Raw genomic sequence first — 21,268 nt, 5'->3', positions numbered from 1 at the left:
GGCGAAAGGCGAAACATGTCCGCGAAATCCAGCTCCGGGTCATTTGAAGAGATCGGCTTCCTCGTCGAGGGCGCGGTCGTCGGCGACGGCGTGGCGTTCGGCCGACTCGGCGACGCCATCGGCGACGCGATGGCCCAGGTGAAGGTCGACACCGCGACCGCGACCGCCGCCGGCGCCGACGTGCACGTTGAACTCGGCTACCTCGTCAACATGTATAACCATCTCTCCGACCTGCACACCGACCTCCGGCAGCGGTACACCACGCTGCATGCGAAGACGCGCGCACTGGCCGCGAAGGCACCCGGCGGCAGTGCACCGGGAATCAAGGCCGCCTGGGTGGCGATCGCCAAGTCCACCGGTGGCGTCGGCGACAGCCAGGCGACAATGCTGGGAAACGTGCAAGCGGTAGACCATCTCATCCAGGGATTCATGAGCGCCGCCTATCAGAACGTCGTCTCCTATGCCAGCCAGGAGAACCTCGCAATCGCCGAACTCGGGAAAGCTTCCATGGCCTCCGGCGCCGCAGCGACCGCCGCCCAGTGAGCCACCGCCGACTCCTCCGGACCAGCCTGGCTATCGGACTCAGTGCCGCGATACTCGCCGCGACCCCCGGGACAGCGTCGGCGGACGCGATTCGGGACGGTCAGTGGTGGCTGTCCAAACTGGCCATCACCCCGGCCTGGGCGCTGACCAAGGGTGACGGGGTGAAGGTCGCCGTCTATGACACCGGGGTCGACGGCACCCATCCCGATCTGCACGGGGCCATCGCCGGCGGGACCGACACAACCGGCAAGGGCACGCCGGATGGGCTCACACCCGTCGCCGGCATCGCGGAAGGCTCCACCGATCCGACCAATCCCGCTTCCAAGGCCCAGCACGGAACCGCGATGGCAGTCTTCATCGGCGGGCGCGGACACGGTCCGGACAATGCCAGCGGACTGATCGGTTCGGCTCCGGCCTCCAAGTTGCTCGCCCTCTCCACCTTTGGCGGCAACGACTCCGCTGCGCAGGCGACGCAGGCTATCCATTGGGCCGTCGACAACGGCGCAAAGGTCATCAACATGTCCTTCGGCGGCGGTGGCCCGTCGGCCGCCGACATCGGCTACGCCCAGGCCCATGACGTCGTGCTGGTAGCCGGCAGCGGCAACGACGGCGCCGAGGGCGCTATGAGCGGACCGGCCAGCCATTTCGGAGTGGTCGTGGTGGGCGGTGTCGATGCCGATCTACGCCGGGACGCCACCGCCGACTACGGCGGCCCGTCGACCCTGGCCGGCGACCTTGAAACTCCCGGGCTCGCCGTCGTGGGGCCGGATTCCACATCCCACGTCGCCGGAGAGGACGGCGATCTTCCGTCGGCGACCACAGTCGCTCAGGGCACGTACACGACAACGCTCGGCACATCGAACGCCTCCGCGATCGTCTCCGGCATTGTGGCGCTGATCCGGGCCAAGTTCCCCACCATGGACGCCGCGAACGTCATCAACCGCCTGATAAGGACGGCCACTCCGGCCAGCGGCGGCGGATACAGCAACGAGATCGGTTTCGGAGTACCCAACGCCTACAAGGCGCTCACCGCCGACGTACCGTCGGTCTGCGAGAACCCGCTCGGCTCCGAGGCCACCCAGAGCACCGGTGTCTGGCAGTCGATCGTCGACGGGACGACCTATAAACCGGCCTGCACGCCGACTAACGCCCCCACGGCGCCCACCACCGCCGGCGCGACGTCGACCGGGACGTCGGCCTCGCCCGCCAAGAGCTCCTCATCCAACGCACTGCTGATCGGCATCGGAACGCTCGGCGCGCTCGCCGTTCTGGTCACGATCATCGTGGTGATGCGCCGGGGCGGCGGCCCGGGCGGCCCACCGGACGGACCCAGCGGCCCAGGATCAGGCGGATCTGGACCGCGGGGGTACCCGCAACCTCCGCCCTACCCACCCCAATACAACCCCCCACCGCAGAGTCCACCTCCGCCGAATCCACCCCAGCCGCCGTTGGGCTATCCACCGGCTCGCTGAGTCTCAGCGTGAAGCCACTACTCCGTGGAGCCGCTACTCAGCGCCCTCGATGAGGCCCCCATCGGGCACACCTTCGGCCGTCTCCCGCGCCGCTTCATCCTGCTCGGTGTACTCCGACGGCGCCCGGGTCCCCTCCATGCCCGCGTCGCGTAGCGCGTTCACCGGGTCGATCTTCAGGTCGGTGCCGCCGGCCCGTCCGACCCTCACTTCCCGCAGGTCCTGCAGTCTGTCGGCCGCGTTTCCCAGGTAGTCGTGGTCTCCGGTGCCGAGGCTAGGCAGCTGCCCCACCGCGTCGCGGGCGGCGTCTCGGCGATCTTCGAGGGCCCGATCCACCGCCGCCTGGCTTCCGGCGGCTACCCGGCCGGTGTCCGTGTCGATGTTGCGGGACTGTTTGGCCAGATGATCGAGGTTGTTACGGGACTTGTTGACCTCCGAGTCGGCATCGGCCAGCCGGGTGCTCGCCACCTCGCGGTCGGCGTCGGTCGTCGCTGTGGCAAGGGCGTGCCGGGCGCTCGCCTGTTCGCTCAGCGCCAGGTCGAGCTGGGTCTGCGCGGCGTCGGCCGCACCCCGGTTAGCCGACTTAGCCGCGGCCTGCCCGGCTACCGCGTCCTTGTACTTGTCGACGTCGCCGGCCCCGTGCCGGGAGGTCGAGGCGATCGTGGTGCGGTGGGCGTCTCGGGCGGCGGTGTCGGCCGCTCTGGTTGCCCCTCGGCTCGCACCGGCGGCCGACTTGAGATCCTGGGCCGCGCCGCTGAGCGCCTTCCCCGAAGCCCGGCCGCCCGTCTCCAGTTGCTTGAGCGCGTTCACCAGTTTCATGATTCGGGACGCATTGCGCATAGCCAGCGAGCTACCCTCAGCGACCTCGTCGATGACGAAGGCGGCCTCACTGCCGCCGAGGGTCTCGATCGCCAACGCCTGCGCCGCGACGAACTTCCAGATCGCATCGGAGACGAACTGGGCGATGCTGTCCCGGATGATCCCGCGCACCGTGCCGACGGCGACTCCGGCCACGGTCATCGCCTGGGCCGCGTTTCGGGCGTGATCGGCCGCGCCGCTAATCGTGCTGGCGTAGTTGGCCGCTGCGCGCTGATACGCCGCCGCCGCTGGGCCCGTGTACTGGGACCCCAGCGCCTCGGCCGAACGGGTGTAGTCGCTCGAGCTCTTCTCCAGGGCCGCCGCGATGCGCTGCCAGGTCTGAGACTTGGCGCTCACCTCATCCGGGTTGCCACCGACCAGGTCCAGCGCATCCATGAGGAAGCCGATGTGCTCGATGAGCCAGCCGATTCCGGCGGCGCCGAGCGCCCCGAGCGGATCGGCGATGATCCCCAGGAGGTCGAGACCGTCGCCGGCGAGGTCGACACCTTGGGCGACCCAGTTGCCGTTCTGAAAGTCCTTGACGGTAGATGCAGCGTCATAGAAGATCCCGGCTCCCGCGGTGCCCGCCGTCCAGCTGTCGAGGTTCGTCAGCCCCTGATCGGCGGCGGAATCCGGGCCCGCGTCGATGAGTGGATTGCTCACTGGCCCGCTCCCCCGTCGCTGGAGAGGCTGATCGAGGTGAAGCCTCGCTGCGAACTCTGCTCGGCGCCGGTGTAGGCGTCGGCCATCGCGTCGGTCGCTTCGGCGATAAACTCCCCGGCACCGATCGAGGCCTCGACGAACTCCGCCGCGCTGTCGGTCCAGACCTGCAGAATCTGGGCCACAAAGATGCAGGCGACCCCGAAGGACTTGATGTCCCAGGTGTCGGCGGCATTCGCAGTAGCGCCCTGCAACTGGCTCATCAACCCCGCGACCTCAGCGGCGTGCGCGTGCAATGCCTCCGGCGACACCTCGACGACATCGCCCATCACAGACCCCGCCCCTGGAAGCCGTCTTCGAAGTCCCGATTCGGCGGCTCGGGCACCGGCTCGCTCAGCGCCGGAAGCTGGCTGCGGACAAAGTCCATCGCAGCCCCCGACTCACCGACCAGTGCGCCCAGCACTTGCTGAGCCTCCTCGGCGGCCTGGACCCGGGCCTGCTGCGCGGTCCGCATGATCTTGGCCGCCAGCTCCGGCAGGTCGAGGTCACGGGCCGATGCACCGAACTCGATGCCGGCCAACGAACCGGTGGCAGTGACACTCACCGTAACCGCACCGTCATCGCTGGTCACCGACGGGCGAATGGCCGCCACCTGCGAGCGTGCCGCCTCAGCCCGTTCGGCGATCTCGCCGACCCGCAGTTGATACGTCGCTACCGGATCCTCTGACCGCATTTCCGGGCCCTCCTCCTGCGTCTGCGCTGCCTATCCGCTGAAGCTAACCGGCACCGTTTGCCGGCGGCAAGGTCACCGCGGGGTAGGCCCTCAGGGGCCTCACAAGTCGATCTTCAGGAATGTGCTCAGAAACGCTCAGGAACATAAATGTCCGGCAAACCAGCTAGATTGTCAGTCACGGACGAGCAATGGTGTTGAGGAGGGTGGCTTGAGTTTGGGGGGGCGCCGGTGGCTGGTGGCCGCTGGCCTAGCGGTCTGCGTCGCTGCCGGGTTGATGGCTGCCTACGCCATTCACTCACCCGGCTACAGCACCCGTCACCTAGACCTCAACGACGGCGGGATCTGGGCCTCCAGCGACCACGACGGTCTCTTCGGCCGGGTGAACAAGCCCGCCGGCAGCCTGGACACCGCCTTCTACCCCCCGGGAGGCGGCCAGCAGAACTATCAGCTCGACATCCTGCAGGATCACGCCGCCGTGCTGGCGCGCGACCGCGCCAGCGGCAAGCTCTACCCGGTTGACGTCGCCGTCGGCGCGGTCGAGTCCGAAAAGGGGATCGCCCTCTCAGCGTCGGCCCAGGTTCAGATCGGGGGTGGCACCGCGGCCGTTCTCGACCCGAGCAGCGGAAAGCTGTGGGCCACCCGAATAGACACCGGTCAAGGTGTCACCGGTAACCACGGCTTGGCCGCACTGGGCAGCAAAGCCGCTGTGGTCGCCGAACTCGGATCCTCCAGCGGCACCGGGATCGGCTCGACGCTGGCCGTCGGCATCGACGGCACCGTCTACGCCGTCTCGGCCTCGGGCAAGGTCGCCACCGTCCGTCAATCCGGAGCCGGCCTCGGGCACGTCACGTACAGCAAGCTCGACGCCGCGCTTCAGGCGCCGCAGGTCACTGCGGTCGGCACGAAGATGGTGGTCTTCGACGCCAAGACCGGAGCGGTGCTGCTGCCCGGTCATCACACCACCACGATCACCGACCGGCAGAGCGGCGCCGTGCTGCAGCAGCCTGGCCCCGACGCGGGGGGTGTCCTCATCGCGACCCAGACCACGCTCTATTCGGTGGACCTCGGCGATGCCAAGGCGGCCACGATCTCCACCGCCGGCACCGGGCAGCCGGCCGCGCCGGTGTGGCTGAGCGGGTGCGTCTACGCGGCTTGGAGCGGCACCCCGGGGGTGGCTGTCCGCGGTTGCAACGGGACGAAGGCCACGCCCGTTGCGCTCAGCAACGAGCAGGCACTCGTGCAGCCGCAGCTGCGGATCAACCGGGGCGCCGCGGTACTCAACGACCTGGTCAGCGGAGCCATCTGGGACCTCGATGATGGCCGGCGGCTGGACAACTGGACGGCGGTGAAGCCACCGACGCCGATCAAACCCAAGAACGATCAGGAGCATCACGACCCGAATCTCGGTGCGGTTCTCGCTCCGCCCCGTGCGGTCGACGACGAGCTCGGTGCCCGCCCCGGACACAGCACCATCCTCTACGTGCTCGACAACGACTCCGACCCGGGCGGGAACGTCCTGTCGATCGCCTCGGTCACCGGCCTGGACAACCCGCAGGCGAGCCTCTCGATCGCCCCCGACGGGCAGAGCATCCAGCTGACGATGCCGGGTGGTTCGGGGGACGTCCACTTCAGCTACAGCGTCGACGACGGCAAGGGTCTCTCGGCGAGCGCGAACGTCGCCGTCACCGCACGCGGCCCCGGCGACAACCGGCCGCCGAACCTGCGTCGGGGCTACGAGGCGAAGGTCTGGGGAGTCGCCTCCGGCGGATCGATCTCGCTGCCGGTGCTCGGGGATTGGCGCGACTTCGACGGCGACCCGGTGATTCTGGCCGGCGCCACCGCCGCTGCCGGACGGGTCAGCACCTCCCCGGACGGCCGGGTCAACTACATCGCTCCGGTGACGCCGGGGCCGCAGACGCTGCAATACACCGTCTCCGACGGCCGGGACACCACCGACCAGACTCTGCAGATCAACGTCCTGGCGATCACCTCGTCCCAGACCGCTCCGGCCACCGCCGAGCCGGACGTGGCCCGCGGCGAGGTGGGGCAGCCGATCGTCGTCAACCCGTTGAGCAACGACCTCCCGGGCACCGACCCGACCGACCCTGACGCCCGACTGCAACTGGCCACCGACGTGGCCAGCCCGGACGCGACCGTCGTGGTCACCGACCTCAAGGCCGGGACGGTGACCCTCACCGCCAGCCATGCCGGAACGTTCCTCTTCGAATACACCGTCGCCTACGGAAACGCGGCCTACGCCAAAGGCGCGGTTCGCGTCGACGTCATCGCGCCACCCGCCACACCCCAGCGCCCCATCGCAATGCTGGATTCAGCCACTCTGCACGGGCAGCGGCCCGTCGTGGTGGATGTGCTGGCCAATGACTTCGATCCCTCCGGACGGCTGCTGGTCGTCCAGTCGGCGTCGGCGACGGTCGGCAACGAGCTGCAGGTCGCGATCATCCAGGGCCGCTGGTTGCGGATCAACTCGCTGGTCCCGTCGATCGCGCCCAACCCGCAGACCGTCGACTACGTCGTAAGCGATGGTGTCGGCGCCTCCGTGACCGGGCAGGTATCGGTGAGTCAGCTGCCGCTGTCGGCCGACAACACCCCGGTTCCGCAGGACGACTACGCCACGGTACGGGCCGGCGACATCGTCACCGCACCGGTGCTGGACAACGACACCGACGCCGACGGAGACCCGCTCAGCCTGCTGTCTGACGTGAATGGCGCCCCGCACCCCGGGCAGCTCACCGTCACCTCCAACCAGAGCGATGCCCTCCTCGGCCAGGCTTACGTCTCCGGGGACGTGATTCGTTTCGTGGCGCCGGCCGGCGTCGCCGAGGAGGAGACGCAGGTCGTCGGCTACGTCGTCCAGAACGATGCCGGTCAGCAGTCAGTCGGGCAGCTGCACGTCACCATCGAGCCGCCCCCCACCGCAGCGCGTCCAGACCAGGTGCCCAGCCCGCCCAACGTCGAGTCACGGGCGACCGCCGGTGACACCATCACCATCCCGATCCGAACCAGCGAGGTCGACCCGGACGGCGATTCGGTGACGCTCATCGGCATCGCCTCGGCCCCGGCGCTCGGCCGAATCATGTCGAGCACCGCCTCCTCGATGGTCTACCAGGCCTACCCGACCAGCTCCGGCACCGACACCTTCAGCTATCAGGTCACCGACCGCTTCGGCAAGACGGGAACGGCGACGATCCGGGTCGCCGTGGTGCCATCCAGCGACCCGCAGCCCCCGGTCGCCTCCGACGTCTCGATCACCGCCGCGCCCAACGCCGCCCTGGGCGTTGACGTTCTGGCGCGGGCCTTCCACAGCCCGGACGACAGCGTGAGCATCCTGCCACTGAACCGAACGAATGTGGGGGCGATCCCGGGCGGCGCCTCGCTCACCTCGCCGACCGGCAGCATCCAGGTCACGGCCAGCAAGAACCTGGTGCCGGTGGTCGTTCGGTTCGCGGTCACCGACGGCATCGGCGAGCCGTCGCCAGCCACCCTCACCGTTCGCTCTCAGGCCGGCTTCGACATCCCGCCGGTCGCGGTCGACGACTACGCCAACCCCGCGGTCGGCGACAACGTCGTGACGGTCGATGTGCTCTCCAAGGCATCCGACCCCGACGGTGACGCGAGCCGGCTGCAGGTGAGCAAGGTCTTCGACCCGGACGCCACCTTCGCGGGCGGGAAAATCACCGTGCCGGTACTGAAGACGCCGCAGGTCGTGCCGTACGAGATCAGCGACGATCATGGCGCGACCGCGATGGCGATCATCTACGTCCCGGCCGAGGGCGCCGGCGCGCCTTCCGGCAAGGCCGATCAGTCCATCAAGATGGATAAGAACAGTACGAAGACGATCAATATCGCGAATTTTGTTACTGATCCGTCACACAAGGCCGTCAGTCTGACCACCACCAACCAGCTGTCGGCCTCGCCGAGCAACGGGCTGCAGGTGACGGCTAGCGGCAGCACGCAACTCACCCTCACCTCGAGCGGAAACTACGTCGGACCGGCCGCGATCACCTTCCAGGTCACCGACGGCGTCAGCCTCACCGACCCGGCCGGGCAGTTCGGCATCATCTCGGTGCCGGTCCAGGTCGGCCCCGAGACGCCGGTGCTGCGCTGCCCGACCAACAACCTCGCCGTCGTCGAGGGTGGCGCACCGCTAGACCTCGACGTCACGTCGCTCTGTCACGTCTGGGTCGCCGACCCGGCCCAACTGAGATCGATCAGCTACACCGCCTCCTGGCAGCCCCAGCCGAGCAACGTGAGCGTGAGCGGATTCGGCACCAAAACCCTGCACGTGACGGCGGCCGGCTCGGCCATCCCCGGCACGACGGGGGCGCTCGTAGTCGGGGTCAGCGGCTCCAATCCGACCCCGTCGAAGATCCACCTCGCGGTGGTCTCCTCGCCGCCGCCGTCGGTATCGGCGGTGACCGTCGACGGGGTGGTGGCCGGAACCTCGGCCACGGTCGACCTCGCGAACTACGTCAGCACGCAGTTGCGCGATCGGCTCGTCTCGGTGGTCAGCGTCTCGCGCAGTTCGGGGATGGGCGCGTCGGTGACCTCCAACGGTTCACAGGTCTCGATGACCCCGGCCGCGGACGCGCACGGCACGATAACGTTCGCGGTCACGATCACCGACGTCGCCGACCGGACCCGCACCGAGCGGCAGGCCAACGGTGTGATCACGCTGCACGTGCTGGGGGTTCCGGACAAACCCGGGACACCGGACCCCGGACGTACCGTGCTGAGCCGGGTGGTCGCCCTCTCCTGGTCGGCCCCGGCCAACAACGGTGAACCGATCGACTTCTACGAGGTCGACTGGGACGGCGGAACGCAGAAGTGCCCGGCCTCCCCCTGCATGATCACCGGGCTCACCAACGGCACCCAGTACCAGTTCACGGTCAGAGCTCACAACGGAGTTGGCTTCAGCCAGCCGAGCGCCGCCTCCGCGCCGGCGCAGCCCAACACCGTGCCCGACGCCGCCACCGGATTACAGACCTCCAACCCCAAGGACGGCCAGCTCGACATCGCCTGGAAGGCCGCACAGAGCAAGGGCACCCCCGTCCTCAGCTACGTGGTCAGCTGGCCCGGGGGCGCGGCGAACGTGACCGGCACCAGCGCCACGGTCACCGGACTCAACAACGACGCGGTCACCACCATCCGCGTCGTCGCGGTGAACCAGCAGGGGCCCGGACCGGCGGCCACCGTCACCGGCGAGTCCTCAGGGCTGCCGGCGGCGCCCAAGAACGTCAACGCGACTCCGGTCTCATTGGCCGGACGCAGCGGAAAGGCGGTCACCGTCAGCTGGGCGCCGGTGGACCCGAACGGTCCCGGCCCGACGACCTACACCGTGTTCCGTTATGTCGTCGCCACCAACGGTGCCCAGACGACCGTCTGCAGTGGCACCCACGCCCTCTCCTGCCCAGACCAGGTAACCAATGACGGCACGACCTACCGGTACGGAGTGGTCGCAGCGAACGCGACCGAGGGGCATTACTCACCGCAGGGCAACTCCGACACCGTGGAGGCCGCCGATACACCGGACACCCCGATCCTCAACGGGCTCGCGCCCTCCGAACAGTACGGTCAGGCCACCATCACCTTCACCCCGGCGGACGTGCACGGCGCCGGCGGCACGATCGTCTGCGTCCTCGACGACAATCACACGTCCTGCGGCAACTGGGCGGCCAGCGGTGGAATCCAGCGCCAGACCATCACCGGTCTAGACAACGGAACCACCACCACCCTGCACATCCAGGAGTGCAATAGCAGCACGCATCTCGCCAATCCGTGCAGCCCGTTCACCGCTTTCGCGTCGGTGACCCCTTACGGCCCGATCGGCACGCCGGTGATCAACCCGGTCTCCGGCGACGGGCAGTACGTCAACTTCTCGGTCAGCGTCGACCCGAACGGTCGCCCGGTCACCATCACCGTCACCCGTCGGCACAGCAACGGCAGCACCGCATCGCAGAGCTTCACCAGCACCGCGACGTCCACCTGGCAGCGGGACTTCGAGGACGACTCGAACGACAAGGTCGGCTTCAACCAGAGTGAGACGATCACTGTCACCGCATCGCCGGCTAATCCGGGCGACAACCGCCAGCCGATGGTGACTCAGAAGGTGGGCTACGCCGATCAGGCGGGCGTCCAGCTGAGCCGCTCCAACACCGACTGCACGCCCGATGCCACTCCCACGCCGGAGCCGCCGGCCACACCCGGGCCGTCGCCGACGCCGGATCCCCACTGCGGAATCATCCACCTGAAGCTGACCGGCTTCGAGAAGTCCGACACGGTGAAGTGCACCTTCGAGGCCAGCGCCAGCAACATCCTCGGTGGCGACCGGACACCGCCGGACGACGTGAACATCTCAACCGACAACTCGGGCGACTACGACGACGACACGCCACGCACCTACGACACGAAGAACACCAACCTGGTCGCCGTCTGCGAGGGCGTCAGATCGAACACCTTCAAATGGACCTGATGAACATGACCACGAACACCACCTCCACCGCTGGGAAGCAATCGATGACATCACTCACCGCCGAACAGGTCAGCTGGTTCGCGCAGACCTTCGAACGTCTGGCCGACAACATCGGGCTCGCCGTGCTGGGCAAGAAGCACGTAGTGCGGCTTTCGCTGACCTGCATGCTGTCGGAGGGACACCTGCTGCTGGAGGACTACCCCGGCACCGGGAAGACGAGCCTGGCCAAGGCGCTGGCCAACACCGTGCAGGGCAGCAACAGCCGCATCCAGTTCACGCCCGACCTGCTTCCGTCAGACGTGACGGGGGTGACCATCTTCGACCAGCTCAAGCAAGCCTTCGAGTTCCACCGCGGCCCCATCTTCGCCACCATCGTGCTGGCCGATGAGATCAACCGGGCCTCCCCCAAGACCCAGTCGGCGTTGCTGGAGGTGATGGAGGAGAGCCGGGTGACCGTCGACGGCATCCCCCATGACGTCGGCGCACCGTTCATGGTGATCGCCACCCAGAACCCGATCGAACAGGCCGGCACGTACCGGCTGCCCGAGGCCCAGCTCGACCGCTTCCTGATGAAGACGAGCCTGGGGTATCCGGATGCGGATGCGACGGTCGAACTGCTGCGTGAGTCCTCGATTCGCGATCGCACCAAGACGATCCAGCCGGTCATCACCGCCGAGGTGGTCACCCAGATGAGCGAGCTGGCCGATCAGGTCTTCGTCGATGACGCCATCCTGCGCTACATCAGCTCGTTGGCCGAGCAGTCCCGGGTCCACCCGCAGGTGCGCCTCGGGCTCTCGGTGCGCGGGTGCTTGGCCTACGTCCGCTGCGCCAAGACCTGGGCCGCGGCCAGTGGACGCAACTACGTGATCCCGGACGACGTGAAGGACCTCGCGCTACCGATCCTTGAGCACCGTCTGCTGCTCGACGCCGACGCTCAATTCAGCGGCGCCACAGTGCGGGGCGTCATCGACCAGATCTTCACCGCGGTGACCCCGCCGGCCGGATTCACCAACTAAACGCCGCCGTCCATGTCCAACGCCCACGGCCACCGCGGAGGTGGCACTCGCTCCCGTCGTAGCCCGTCGGCGACCTCGGCCGCCCGCCCGCCGCAGCGCCGCGCTCCGGGCGGGCGCGGCGCCGGTCGCCGAACGGCCGGGCGACGCCGCCGAGCGGGGCGGCGCGACCGCTACGCCGAGTCACTGCGCCGCCAGCTGAACTCGGTGACCGCCCCGGTTCAGCGGGCCTGGGCGACCGCGGCTCCGGTCCTGCGTCCCGTCACCTCACTGGTCACGCCGCTGGGGTGGCTGCTGCTGGGCTGCGCCATCGCCGGGTGGCTGATCGGGGGACTCTTCGGGTGGGCCGAACCCGCGATGATCGGGTGGCTGCTCCTCGTCCTCTTCATCCTCTGCGTTTTGCTGACGATCGGGCGCACCGATCTGCAGGTGACGATCCGCATCGAACCGTCCCGGGTCCGCGTCGGCGAGACCTCGTCGGGGCGCGTCGACGTGCTGAACCGGCGTCGCGGGCGGCTTCCGCCGATTGCGCTGGAGCTGCCGGTCGGCGAGTCGGGCGGTCGCTTCAACATGCCCAGTATCGGAAGCGGCCACTTCTTCACCGAGGTCTTCTCGGTACCGACCGATCGACGCGGGGTGATCCCGATCGGGCCGGCGACCACGGTGCGCGGTGATCCGTTCGGGTTTCTGCGGCGTTCGGTGCGTTGGACCGAGTTGCTGGAGCTCTTCGTCCACCCTCGGATGGTCGCCGTCGAGCCGCTGGACTCCGGTCTGCTCCGTGATCTGGAGGGGCGCACCACCAACGACATCTCAGTGAGCGACCTCGCGTTCCATGCCCTGCGCGAATACGCACCGGGCGACGATCGTCGTTACATTCATTGGCGATCCTCGGCCAAGGCGAGCGCCGGGATACCCAACAGCAAGTTTCTGGTCCGGCAGTTTCTGGACACCCGCCGCTCACACCTGACGCTGGTGGTGGACGGCGATGAGTACGCCTACCGGAGCGCGGAGGATTTCGAGACGGCGATCTCGGCCGCCGCGTCGGTCGCGGTCCGGGCGATCCGTGACGAGATTCAGACGACCGTGGTGGCCAGCGAGGAGGTGGTGCACGTCGGAACTCCGCAGCGGACCCTGGACGGCTTCGCCCGGGCCCTGCCGTCTCGGAGGCCGCTGGCCACCCTTGCCCTGGAGGCCTCTCGAATCGCTCCGGCCACCAGCGTCGCACTGATAATCACCGGTGCGTTCTCCGAGTTCAGTGACATCCGGCGCGCCGCCGCACACTTCCCGATCGAGGTGAACACGGTGGTGCTGCGGGTAGATCCGCAGCGCCCGTCCGGGATCTCGAGCGTCTGGGACATCACCGTGCTCAGCATCAACGACCTGGCTGACCTGCCCCGCCTGCTGCGCGCAGGACCGGGCGAATGAGCGAGCGAATGAGCGAGCGAATGAGCGGGCGAATGAGCGGGCGAATGAGCCGGCGGTCAGAGGGTGGGGCGTTAGCGCGCGGCGAGCGGGCGGCGTCGTCCCGTCGTTCGCTGGTTCCCCGCTCCCGCGACTATGTCGACGCGGCCTTCGTGCTCGCCCTCACCACCGTCGCGACCGTCACGCTACGCCTCACCTTCTCCGGTTGGAGCTTTCTGGTCGCCGGTTTCGTCGGGGCACTGATCGGTGTCGCGATCGCACACCTGGGAAACGCGCTGCGCGTCCCGTGGGTGCTGACTCCGGCGCTGCTGGCCGTCGGGTACTTCCTCTTCGGTGGCGTGGTGGCCCTGGGCGGCGACCCGGCCGGCGGCCCACTGCCCACTCCGGCGACGGTGCAGGAGCTCTGGCGCCTGCTCATCCACGGCTGGACGCAGCTGCTCACGACGCTGGCGCCGGTCACTGCGAATGGGCCGCTGATCGTGCTTCCGTTCGCCGTCTGCCTCTTCAGCGCCGGCGTGGGCATGACGATCGCCGGGCGGACGCTACGAGTCGGGGCACCGTTGGTGGGTCCGGTCGCGGCGCTCTTCACGGCCATCCTGCTCGGAACCACTCAGCCCAGCACCATCGAGTTCGTCAGTCTCGTCTTCGGCGCTCTGGCCGTCGGCTGGGTTGCGCTGCGCGGCCAGCGTCGCATCGTGCAGACGCACGGCGGCTGGTCTTCGCGGCTGGCAACCGCGATCGGACTCCTGGTCGTGGCGTCGGCGGTGGTGCTCGTCGGGGGTTCACTGCTACCCGGGCACCGCTACGACCAGCGCGAGACGCTGCGGGCTCATGTGACACCCCCAGTGGATCTAAGCGCCTTCCCGAGCCCGCTGGTCGGTTTCCGCAAGTACCGTCCGAGCGCCCAGCAACTGGCCGACCAGACGCTCTTCACCATCAAGGGTCTGCCTGCCGGCTACCCGATTCGAATCGCGACCCTCGATGACTACAACGGGGTTGTCTGGGCCGCTCACAACGCGCCGCCAACACCGGCGCTGGGCGATGAATCGGCAACCTTCCAACGCGTCGGCAGCAGTATCGCCACGACCGAGAGCGGTCCACGAGCGAAACTGGAGGTGACGATCGGGGCCGCCTACGCCGCCGCGACCGACACCAACAGTTGGCTGCCGAGCGCCGGCGCCACCGAACAGGTCTCCTTCTCCGGGCCGGACGCCGACAGCCACGCCGAGGAGCTTCGATACAACCTGGCGACCGATTCAGCGATCGTGGTCGACCGGGTGAAGGCCGGCGACACCTACACGCTGGACGCCGTGCTGCCCCAGAACACTCTCCCGTCGCAGGCAACGCCCTTCGGCGGCAGCACCCTTGATCCGGGTGTCGGCGCGTTCGTGGTGGCGGCGATGAACCGTTGGGTACCCAGCGCGGGCAGCGCCTGGGATCGACTAACCGCCATAGCCAACTATCTGCGAACCAACGGCTTCTACAGCGAGGGCGGACCCGGCGAGACTCAGTACCTGCCCGGTCATTCGACCGGCCGGCTGACCCGGTTCCTCTCGCCGGGTGGCGCCGTCAGCCTGGTCGGCGATGACGAGCAGTACGCCGCCACCTTCGCCCTGATGGCCAACGAACTGGGCATCCCGGCCCGGGTCGTCCTCGGCGCGACCGGCGAGCCCGACGCCAATTCCGGGGCCGGCGGCGTGACCGTGGTCCGGGGTAAGGATGTTCACGCCTGGGTCGAGGTTCATCTGGCCAGCGGCGCGTGGGCAATGGTGCCGCAGACGACCTTCATGCCACCGGTGTCCAAGAAGCCGAACAAGCAGAACCAGCAGCAGTTCGAGAACAACAACGCCTCCGTGGTGCCCCCGCCGAACACGTCGCGGCCGCCGAGCAGTCTGGACGAGTTCGGCCAGGCCGGCTCGAACTCCTTCCGGCGCAGTCAGCACGACACGACACTGGCCAAGCGGTGGCATCTGCCGGCGTTCGTGGTGACCACCCTCAAGTGGGTGCTCCCACCGGTCACCGTGGTGCTCGGCATCGCCGGGCTGATCATCGCGGTGAAGGCGCTACGCCGACGACGACGGCGGCGGGCCGGCACTCCGGCGCTGCGCTACGCCCAGGGGTGGCGGGAGATTCTCGACCAGGCTCGCGATCTCGGCGTCGCGGTCTATGCCGGTTACACCCGTCGGGAACAGGCCGAGAGACTGTCGGCGTTCGGGGTACGGCCGCTGGCCGAACGGGCGGACGGCATTCTCTTCGGTCCGCAGCCGGCGTCGTCGGCTGAATCGGCCGAGTACTGGAGCGACGTGCTCCGGGCCCGGCAGGACATGGTGCTTGGCGTGAGCCGCTGGCATCGGCTACGGGCCCGGGTCAGCCTGCGTTCACTGCGCCCGATGACCCGGCTCCCGAAACCCGACTAGCAACCGGTCGCGCTCCACCCGCCGCACCGGTCGCGCTCCACCCTGCCCCGCCAGACGTCGAATTCGGTTCACCAACCGACGCCCACGGGGACAATCAGAGCGGGTTCCGGGCAGCTGCGCCGGGTTGGTTGGTCAGGCGGCCGGGCTCGCAGCGTGGTGATCCAGCGGTGGTCGTCAGCGGGTCGGCTCAGCCCACGGGCGAACGCCCGCTCCAAACGGTGTCGCAGCTCCGACGTCTGGCGTAGGTCGGCCCAGCCCCAGCGGACCACCACCAGCCCGGCTCGCTCCAGCCGTTCCTGCCGGAGCTTCTCCTCGCGCAAGGTGAGAACGGATTCCCCGCCGTACTTGTCCAATCCGTCAGCCTCGCCGACAACGCCGTACTCCGGCCAGTAGAAGTCGACCCGACCGAGAAACCTGCCGTCCAGATCCCGAAGTTCGGCCTGCAGTTCAGCGGGCGGGAGGGAGTGTTCAAGCATCCGGAGCCGGCTTACCGACTCCAACGCGGACTCCGACCTGCCGTCGACCAGGTCCGCCAGATTGGCGGCTCGTCGAATGCCGGGCCACCCCTTGCTGCGCTCGCGATAGGCGCACAGTCCGGCTCGAGTGATACTTCCCCGGCGCAGGCCTGCGTCGGCGGTGACGACCGCCGCAACGTGCCCCGATTCGCGGGCAATGTCGTACACAGTTCGGGTCTCGCTTGTCCGGCGCAGAAGCTGGCGCGACGAACGGCGATCCAGGTCGTCCGCGCACAGGGTGGCGCGGTGCAGATGAACAGACGCCGTGTCACCCGTCGAACGCGGGCGAACGGTGACACAGGGGCGAATCGGAAGGTTCAGCGTCGCAAGATCAGAGAGCAACGCGGCGCTCGCGTGGCTAGCAACGCAATCCGGCTTGGCCAGCAGAACCGCGCACACGCGGGTCCGCAGCGCCTGGCGCGCTGCTTCGGGCGACGACACGTCGAGTACGTCCGGAAGGCAGTAGACGCCGCGCCGCACCCGAGTCAATCTCCCGGCCCGAACCGCCCGATCGATCGCGCTCGGATGCCACCCGGCCACGGCGGCCTGCGCGAGCGTGAATGCACCGTGCTGCTGCCGGCTGATCTCGGGAACACTTCGCACGCGTTGAGCCTCTCAGCCAACCGTGACCCGATCGGCCGGATCAATCACGCTGTGGATGACGTCTCAGCTTGTGAACAACCGACGTGACGCCCGACCGATCGCAACCCTGTCCCGGTAACCGTCGAATTCGCGGCCGCCACCGACGCCCAGCGGGGCAACGCGCCGAATAGGAGACGAAGGCGATGTCGCAGCACGCGATCAGTGCTCAGCGACGACGGCGGCGCCACCAGCGACGCTGATCCCGTCCGTCGTTGGCCCGGGTCGGGGCCGCATCGGCCGACGGCCCGGGGATCGGCAACCGTACCCAGGACGTTCCCGGCTCGCTGAACGGCGAACGCCCGGGAGGCGGGCTCACCATCGGGCCGGGATCGGGCGTCGGCGGCGCCCCATAACGCGGCATCGGCGGCGGGTCGACCCAGGCCGCTCTCCCCTCCGCAGGCTCGCGGTAGCGGTAGCCGGTCGAGGCGTCGCGTCGGGTGTCGCTGAGATCTCCGCGCAGGCTCTGCACGATGTCCTCGTCCGAAGCCGTTGCCGTTCCGAACGAGCCGGCAGCATCACCGTCATCCTGACCCACCGACCCCGCCCCGGAACCCGCCGCCAGGTCGAAGCGGTTCTCGTGCTCCTGCTGCTCCAGACGCAGATCGAGCGCGATCCGAGCCTGCCAGTAGTCGTCGAGCGAGATGCGGCCGGCCGCGATCAGCGCGTCCAGCTCGGCGACGGTCAGATCCTCATACATTCATTGGCCGATGCACCATAGCGCCCTCAACCCGAGGTGCTGATGCCGAAGTAGGCGGCGGCGACCGCCGGGTCGAGGGTTGGTCCGGTCGGCAGCACGTTCAGCAACCCGGGCGACGCGCCCCGAATCGTCTTCCCCAGACCGAGGTAGGCGAGCGCCTGCCTGCTCACCACCGGATACTTCACGCCCTGGCTGGTGAGCAGAAACAGCGCCCCCGAGCTCGGGTCCTGCGCTCCGGTGACCTGTCCCATCACCGCGCCGTGCCCGGGGGCCACATACACCGCGTCCGCGCTGCCAGCGGGCGAGCCCGGGGGCGCGGGGACGGCCGTGGCCTTAGCCGGCAGGGGCAGGGCCGTAGTCGGGTAGACGGCGTAGCTTGCCGGATCGCTCCCGCCGGTCCAGGTCAGACAGACCACTGGCGCCTGGGTCGAGGAGTAGAAGGACGGCTGAGTGGCCGGGAAGTCGTCGACCGGCAGCGGATGCTTGGTCACCGGTGCGCTGCTGAGCGTCGACAGGGGCACCGTCGGGACCGGGCCGGTGCTCGGCGTGGAGGCGCGAATGAGATCGAGGAACAGCGGGGTTATCCGCTGGACTCCGTCTTCGAGAACCACGTACTCGGCCGGGCCCGACGAGAGTTGCGCGGTGAAGACAGCTCCCGCGGTGAGCGAACTCGACCAGCTCACCGCGTTCCCCGCACCGGCGATCTGGGGCTCGGTGAGGGGCGCCCCCTCCGGGATGGCGTTCAGCAGGCCGAGGCTCACCGGTCGGGGCGTCTGCGCGTCGGTGCCGAGCGCGAGGGTGGCCGCTCGATCGGACTGCTGGATCCGCGAGCGCCGACCGTCCCACAAGACATAGGTCGTCTTGCCGCCGTCGGCGGTGACCAGCGTGGCGACGTTACCGACCTCGGATGAGGTGACGACGGGCTCCCCGACGATCGCGGTGGTCTTCACCGTCGGCGGGCTGGACGGGGCGAGCGATGGATCGACGGTGGAGACATCGCAGACGGCCCAGGTGGCCGGCAGCAGTTTCGACTCCGACGGCAGATCATCCGGAGCCCCGGTGATACCGAGCAACTGCCCCTTGGCCATCCCGGCCAGCGTCGCCGCGTTGACCGACTTCGTCTCGGGTTTGCCGTTGTTCGAGCTGTTGCTCCCCGAGGAGGCCTGCCCGGCCGCGAGCAGCGCCGAGGAGAGGTTCATCGACGAGTAGAGGCGGCCGTCGCGCAGCACGTAGGTGGCACCGTTGTCGCTATCGATGAGGACGGTGGCCGAGCCGATCGAGGGAGCTGGCTTGATGAAGCCGTAGACCGCGAACCCGGCCAGCGCCAGCACGGCGATCGCGAACCCGACCAGGTACGAGAGCCCATGCCGGGGGCCGCCCAGGGAGCGCCGGTAGGACTGCCCGGAGGAGACGGCCAACTCCAGACGCCGCATGCCGAATCGGTAGGCCTCAACCTGCGATTTCGTGGTGTTCTCGGTTGGCACGCGAGCTTCGATCCTCCCTGTTCCTGGCGTTATACTAGCCGGGCTCAGACGGCTGCAGTCTATTCCGGGAGGTGGCGAGCTGGTCTCCATCCCGCCGCGCCCGAAGGGTTCCGGCGGCGATCGGCGGCAGCACGCCGTCAAGTCGGCCCCCGGCCGGCGGCGCCGCAGCGACTCATCCCCGGGCCTGGATATCCGCCCCGGCGGCCCCGCCGACGGCACCGGCAGCCGCAGCGGCGGCGGCCGAAACGGCGGCAGCAGCCAGGCCGGTACCTCCGCCCCACCCTCATCCGGGCTCGCCGCCCAGCGGGCCAGCGCATCGGCGCCGGGACGTCCGGGCAGCCGAGATCTGGGCAGCCGCGACCTGGGCAATCGAGACCTGGCCAATCGCGGCCTGGGCAGTCGAGACCGGGGCAATTCGGAGAACCGCGGGGGGCGCCGCCGGGCGGCCAAACCACCGCAGCGCGTCCGCCAGGGGCTCTTCTTCGGCGGTGTGCGGATCGCCGCCATCGTGGTCATCGAACTCGTCGCCGCCGCCATCCTGCTGACGCCTGATCTGACTCGTATCTGGGCCGCGGTCGTGGTGGCACTGGCAGTGGTGGTCGCGGCCGCCGGGCTGATCGGGTTGCGCGGAGTCCGGCTCGGCACCTGGGCCAGTTCGGTGATCAGCTACTCCGGGCGGCGGCACGTCACCACCGTGGAACCCACCAACCCGACCGCCACCGAGACCGACGGGGTTGAGGGCGCCTATCCGGTTCCGGCCGAGGTCATCGCATTCTTCCCCGACCTCGCGGTACGGCAGTTCGCGCTGCGTAGCGGGGAGCAGGTCGGTTTACTTCGCGCGGAGGGGACGTGGTCGGTGAGCGTCACCGTCACCGCCGAAGACAGCGACGTCCTCACCGCCGCCGACCCGCTGCGGTTGAACGTCGAGAAGATCGTGGCCTCGCTGGCCAAGCAGGAGCTGTCCCTGGACGCGGTCCAGGTCTGGACGCAGACCCTCGGCGGTGACCGGAACCGGTTCGGCGGTGGAGCACTGAGCGCGATCGCGGCCGAACTGGAGCAGCGCGCGCCGCTGCTGCGCGATCGCACCCTCGTCGTGACGCTGCAGCTCAATCCGATCAGCGCCCGCGAGGCCATCGACGCGCGAGGCGGTGGGATGCTGGGCCTGCAGCGATTGGCGTCGGCTGCGATCGGCACGGTCCGGGCCGAGGCCTTCGCCGCGGGCTTGCTCGGGCGCCCACTGGACGCCGCCGGCGTCACCCGGGCGATGGCCGTCGCGCTGCTGCAGCCGCCGGTCGCCGACGAGTCGGTGCTGCGCTGGATCGAGTCGTGGAAGGCGATCGCGTCGGCTCAGGTTCTGCACCGTAGTTTCGTCGTCAGCTCGTGGAGCCTGGCTGCTCTCGATGACCTCACCTACACCCCCAGCTTCGGCCTCACGATCGCGCACGAAGTCCGGCGGCAGGACACCGGCGGTTTCCTCACCGTCAGCACCATCCGGGTCTCCGCGCTCAGCGCGACCGAGCTCGACGCGGCCAGCGACCAACTGCGCAGCGAGTGCCGCCGCATCGGCGTGGGCGTCCGGCTGCTGCGCGGGCAGCAGGCGAGCGCCTTCCGGATGACGATCCCCGGCGGTCAGAGCCGATGACCCGCACCGACCAGGCCCGCCTGGACAACGAGGTCTACTGCCAGTTCACCGGCGAGGCGGAGCAGTTCCAGGTCCTCAACAGCAGCGTCGGCCAGGGGATGCTGCTCGGCCAGAGTCGCACCGGACGGGCCGTGCGGGTTCAGCTGCTGCGCCCGGTCCCCAATCGCATCGTGGTGGTCGGCGAGGCTCGGCTGGCGTCGATACTCGCCATTCGGGCCGCCGTGCTCGGGGCGACGATCGTGATCGCCACCGAACGCCCGGCGCCGTGGAATCTGCTCGTGCAGTCCATCGCCGGCCAGCGCCCGTTCGCCACCGTCTCCCGCCCCGATTCGCTGACGCTGCCCGCGCCGACCATCGCCGCACCGCTACTGGTTCTGCACGACAGCAGCGCGGTCGCCTCGGAGTCGGTGCTGGCCCGCTCGGCCTGGCAGACGTCGCTGCACCTGGTCTTCCGGCTCAACCCCCAACTCTCCTCGCTGCTCGAGTCGAGCGACCTGACGCTGCTCCCCCGTCCAGCTGAGGAGGAGGTCGAAGCCACCCTTGAGCTGCTGCGGCTGCCGCCGGAGCTGGCGGCCGGCCTCGACCGGATGGGCGAGAACGAGTACCTGGCAATCACCCGCAACCGCGCGCAGTTCGTGCGGATCGACCCGACCGCGTCCGAGCAGAACATCCTGCGCTAGATC

At 69.0% G+C, this 21,268-nt stretch carries 14 protein-coding genes; 8 read left to right on the top strand and 6 right to left on the bottom strand.

Features of this window, described 5'->3' with window-relative positions; all coding sequences use genetic code 11:
* Positions 1–15: 15 nt before the first annotated feature.
* Both CPH63_RS22575 and CPH63_RS08965 read left to right on the top strand, forming a co-directional pair.
* A complete protein-coding gene (locus tag CPH63_RS22575; RefSeq protein ID WP_172892188.1) occupies positions 16–543 on the top strand; it encodes a hypothetical protein in 528 nt (175 codons plus the stop codon).
* Positions 540–2,015, top strand: coding sequence for a S8 family serine peptidase (locus tag CPH63_RS08965; RefSeq protein WP_172892187.1), 1,476 nt, complete (start codon positions 540–542; stop codon positions 2,013–2,015). The genes CPH63_RS22575 and CPH63_RS08965 overlap by 4 nt, the downstream gene beginning before the upstream one ends.
* A gap of 33 nt (positions 2,016–2,048) precedes the next feature.
* Here the strand turns inward: CPH63_RS08965 and CPH63_RS08960 are convergent, their stop codons facing one another.
* Genes CPH63_RS08960 through CPH63_RS08950 form a run of 3 tightly spaced genes read right to left on the bottom strand, consistent with a single transcriptional unit; the run spans position 2,049 to position 4,263 of the window.
* Positions 2,049–3,533: a hypothetical protein gene (locus tag CPH63_RS08960; protein WP_096302578.1), complete on the bottom strand. Its 1,485-nt coding sequence runs from the start codon at positions 3,531–3,533 to the stop codon at positions 2,049–2,051.
* On the bottom strand, positions 3,530–3,859 hold the full coding sequence (locus CPH63_RS08955) for a hypothetical protein (protein WP_096302577.1): 330 nt from the start codon (positions 3,857–3,859) through the stop codon (positions 3,530–3,532). Before CPH63_RS08955 ends, CPH63_RS08960 begins: the two co-directional genes overlap by 4 nt.
* Positions 3,859–4,263, bottom strand: a complete 405-nt coding sequence (locus CPH63_RS08950) for a YbaB/EbfC family nucleoid-associated protein (RefSeq protein WP_096302576.1) — start codon at positions 4,261–4,263, stop codon at positions 3,859–3,861. The genes CPH63_RS08955 and CPH63_RS08950 overlap by 1 nt, the downstream gene beginning before the upstream one ends.
* A 208-nt stretch (positions 4,264–4,471) precedes the next feature.
* Between CPH63_RS08950 and CPH63_RS08945 the strand changes: the two genes are divergently transcribed.
* From CPH63_RS08945 to CPH63_RS08930, 4 genes are read left to right on the top strand one after another with little or no spacing between them, the layout of a single operon-like run.
* The gene (locus CPH63_RS08945) at positions 4,472–10,753 is read left to right on the top strand and encodes an Ig-like domain-containing protein (RefSeq protein ID WP_157749402.1); all 6,282 of its coding nucleotides are present in this window, start codon (positions 4,472–4,474) and stop codon (positions 10,751–10,753) included.
* Between the two features lie 5 nt (positions 10,754–10,758).
* On the top strand, positions 10,759–11,769 hold the full coding sequence (locus CPH63_RS08940) for an AAA family ATPase (RefSeq protein ID WP_371364911.1): 1,011 nt from the start codon (positions 10,759–10,761) through the stop codon (positions 11,767–11,769).
* Positions 11,770–11,781: 12 nt separating this feature from the next.
* Positions 11,782–13,191, top strand: a complete 1,410-nt coding sequence (locus CPH63_RS08935; RefSeq protein WP_096302574.1) for a DUF58 domain-containing protein — start codon at positions 11,782–11,784, stop codon at positions 13,189–13,191.
* A gap of 44 nt (positions 13,192–13,235) precedes the next feature.
* The gene (locus tag CPH63_RS08930; RefSeq protein WP_157749401.1) at positions 13,236–15,605 is read left to right on the top strand and encodes a transglutaminase-like domain-containing protein; all 2,370 of its coding nucleotides are present in this window, start codon (positions 13,236–13,238) and stop codon (positions 15,603–15,605) included.
* A gap of 68 nt (positions 15,606–15,673) precedes the next feature.
* Here CPH63_RS08930 and CPH63_RS08925 read toward each other — a convergent pair whose 3' ends face one another.
* The 3 genes from CPH63_RS08925 to eccB all read right to left on the bottom strand — a co-directional run bounded on the left by CPH63_RS08925 (position 15,674) and on the right by eccB (position 18,943).
* On the bottom strand, positions 15,674–16,723 hold the full coding sequence (locus tag CPH63_RS08925; RefSeq protein ID WP_096302572.1) for a type IV toxin-antitoxin system AbiEi family antitoxin domain-containing protein: 1,050 nt from the start codon (positions 16,721–16,723) through the stop codon (positions 15,674–15,676).
* 205 nt (positions 16,724–16,928) lie between these two features.
* The gene (locus CPH63_RS08920) at positions 16,929–17,459 is read right to left on the bottom strand and encodes a hypothetical protein (protein ID WP_096302571.1); all 531 of its coding nucleotides are present in this window, start codon (positions 17,457–17,459) and stop codon (positions 16,929–16,931) included.
* Between the two features lie 26 nt (positions 17,460–17,485).
* Entirely contained in the window at positions 17,486–18,943 is a 1,458-nt protein-coding gene (gene eccB, locus CPH63_RS08915; protein ID WP_157749400.1) for a type VII secretion protein EccB, read from the bottom strand.
* On the opposite strand from eccB, the gene CPH63_RS08910 reads away from it, so the two are divergent.
* Together CPH63_RS08910 and CPH63_RS08905 are read left to right on the top strand one after the other, a co-directional pair.
* Positions 18,924–20,585: a type VII secretion protein EccE gene (locus CPH63_RS08910; RefSeq protein ID WP_096302570.1), complete on the top strand. Its 1,662-nt coding sequence runs from the start codon at positions 18,924–18,926 to the stop codon at positions 20,583–20,585. The genes eccB and CPH63_RS08910 overlap by 20 nt on opposite strands.
* Positions 20,582–21,265, top strand: a complete 684-nt coding sequence (locus CPH63_RS08905) for a hypothetical protein (RefSeq protein WP_096302569.1) — start codon at positions 20,582–20,584, stop codon at positions 21,263–21,265. Before CPH63_RS08910 ends, CPH63_RS08905 begins: the two co-directional genes overlap by 4 nt.
* Positions 21,266–21,268 lie beyond the last annotated feature (3 nt).

It is taken from the genome of Jatrophihabitans sp. GAS493 (genome assembly GCF_900230215.1).
Lineage (GTDB): Bacteria > Actinomycetota > Actinomycetes > Mycobacteriales > Jatrophihabitantaceae > MT45.
Note: the sequence above shows the minus strand (reverse complement) of the source record. Positions and strands in the feature narration are given on the sequence as shown.

Coding starts and splice junctions, on each gene's coding strand:
- CPH63_RS22575 (WP_172892188.1), top strand. CDS start 16: ATGTCCGCGAAATCCAGCTCCGGGTCATTTGAAGAGATCGGCTTCCTC.
- CPH63_RS08955 (WP_096302577.1), bottom strand. CDS start 3,859: ATGGGCGATGTCGTCGAGGTGTCGCCGGAGGCATTGCACGCGCACGCC.
- CPH63_RS08950 (WP_096302576.1), bottom strand. CDS start 4,263: ATGCGGTCAGAGGATCCGGTAGCGACGTATCAACTGCGGGTCGGCGAG.
- CPH63_RS08940 (WP_371364911.1), top strand. CDS start 10,759: ATGACCACGAACACCACCTCCACCGCTGGGAAGCAATCGATGACATCA.
- CPH63_RS08935 (WP_096302574.1), top strand. CDS start 11,782: ATGTCCAACGCCCACGGCCACCGCGGAGGTGGCACTCGCTCCCGTCGT.
- CPH63_RS08930 (WP_157749401.1), top strand. CDS start 13,236: ATGAGCCGGCGGTCAGAGGGTGGGGCGTTAGCGCGCGGCGAGCGGGCG.
- CPH63_RS08920 (WP_096302571.1), bottom strand. CDS start 17,459: ATGTATGAGGATCTGACCGTCGCCGAGCTGGACGCGCTGATCGCGGCC.
- CPH63_RS08905 (WP_096302569.1), top strand. CDS start 20,582: ATGACCCGCACCGACCAGGCCCGCCTGGACAACGAGGTCTACTGCCAG.